This is a genomic window from Streptomyces sp. NPDC054887 (assembly GCF_053610585.1).
The window spans coordinates 1-1,988 of sequence record NZ_JBSGYQ010000143.1 but is presented as its reverse complement, the minus strand read 5'-3'; the positions used below and the strand labels follow the sequence as shown (position 1 = coordinate 1,988).

The following is a 1,988-nucleotide window of genomic DNA, read 5'->3' as shown; positions in this document are numbered from 1 at the left end:
TGTCGGCGACGGCTGAAAAGTGGACCGGTAGCGGCGCTTGAAAGTTGACCCCCTCCACGGGTCTGGCTCGTTGGTCAGACCGGGAGGAGTGGTGATCAGCGTGGAGGACTGGGCGGAGATCCGCCGGCTTCATCGGGCCGAGCAGATGCCGGTGCGGGCGATCGCAAGGAAGCTGGGGATCGCGAGGAACACTGTCCGCAGAGCGATCGCGGACGATGCGCCGCCGAAGTATCAGCGGGCCCCGAAGGGCTCGATCGTGGACGCGGTCGAGCCGCAGATCCGCGAACTGCTCGAGCGATGGCCTGAGATGCCTGCGACGGTGATCGCGGAGCGGATCGGCTGGGACCGCGGCCTGACCGTGCTCAAGGACCGCGTCCGGGACCTGCGGCCGGCCTATCGGCCCGCGGATCCGGCGTCACGGACGGTCTATGAGCCGGGCGAGATCGGTCAGTGCGACCTGTGGTTCCCACCGGCCGACATCCCGCTCGGCTTCGGCCAGGTCGGGCGGCCGCCGGTGCTGGTCATGGTCGCGGGCTACTCGCGGTGGATCACCGCCCGGATGCTGCCCTCAAGATCTGCGGCCGACCTGATCGCCGGGCACTGGCGGCTGCTGACCGAGCTGGGTGCCGTCCCACGGGTGCTGGTCTGGGACAACGAGGGAGCCGTAGGTTCCTGGCGGTCCGGCGGTCCTCAACTGACCGATGACTTCGCCGCGTTCGCCGGGCTGCTGGGCATCAAGTTCCTGCTCTGCAAGCCGCGGGATCCGGAGTCCAAGGGCCTGGTCGAGCGGGCCAACGGCTATTTGGAGACCTCGTTCCTGCCCGGGCGGGTGTTCACCTCACCTGCGGACTTCAACATCCAGCTCGCCGACTGGCTGACCAGGGCCAACCGGCGCATCCACCGGACCTTGCAAGCCCGCCCGGCAGACCGGCTGGAAGCGGACCGCTCCCGGATGCTGGCCCTGCCGCCGATCGCCCCGCCGGGCTGGTGGAAGGCATCGCTGCGGCTGCCGCGGGACCACTACGTCCGCCTGGACACCTGCGACTACTCGGTGCATCCGCTGGCCGTCGGCCGTCGCATCGAGGTCGCCGCCGACCTGGACCAGGTCCTGGTGACCTGCGACGGCGTCGAGGTCGCCCGCCATGCCCGCAGCTGGGCTCGCCACCAGACCATCACCGACCCGGACCACGCGGCCGCTGCCGCGGCGGGCCGCAAGGCGGCTGGCGGCAGGAAACCGGCGCCGGTGGACGTGACGGAGGTCGAGGAGCGGTCGCTGGAGACCTACGACCGGATCTTCGGCGTCATCGACGGCGGGCTGAGCACGGGTGAAGGGGCAGCGTGATGAGCACGAAGAACGGGACGAACCAGGCCGGGACCAGCCGCGACGTCGGTTCCGAGCTGATTTATCTGACCAAGGCGCTGAAGGCCCCGGCTCTGCGGGACGCGGCCGCCCGGCTCGCCGAGCGGGCCCGCGACGAGGGCTGGAGTCACGAGGAGTATCTGGCCGCATGCCTGCAGCGGGAGGTCGCCGCCCGTGACTCCCACGGCGCCGAGGGACGCATCCGGGCGGCTCGTTTCCCTTCCCGCAAGTCGCTGGAGGACTTCGACTTCGACCACCAGCGGTCCGTGAAACGCGAGGTCATCGCCCATCTGGGGACGCTGGACTTCGTCGCCGGAAAGGAGAACGTGATCTTTCTGGGGCCGCCCGGCACCGGCAAGACCCACCTAGCCACCGGGCTCGGCATCCGGGCCTGTCAGGCCGGCCACCGGGTCGCCTTCGGCACCGCCGCCCAGTGGGTCACCCGCCTCGCCGAAGCCCACCAAGCGGGCCGGCTCAGCGACGAGTTGACCCGGCTGGGACGGATCCCGCTGATCGTGGTCGACGAAGTGGGATACATCCCGTTCGAGCCCGAAGCCGCGAACCTGTTCTTCCAGTTCATCTCGGGTCGCTATGAACGCGCCTCGGTGATCGTGACCAGCAACAAGCC

The 1,988-nt window shown here is 69.8% G+C and carries 2 protein-coding genes; both read left to right on the top strand.

Going from position 1 to position 1,988, the window contains the following annotated elements:
• The first annotated feature begins 91 nt into the window (after positions 1 to 91).
• Positions 92 to 1,342: an IS21 family transposase gene (gene istA, locus ACWGH0_RS34630; protein ID WP_453408247.1), complete on the top strand. Its 1,251-nt coding sequence runs from the start codon at positions 92 to 94 to the stop codon at positions 1,340 to 1,342.
• A partial coding sequence (gene istB / locus ACWGH0_RS34625) for an IS21-like element helper ATPase IstB (RefSeq protein ID WP_453408246.1) occupies positions 1,342 to 1,988 on the top strand: 647 nt, incomplete at its 3' end. The genes istA and istB, both read left to right, overlap by 1 nt.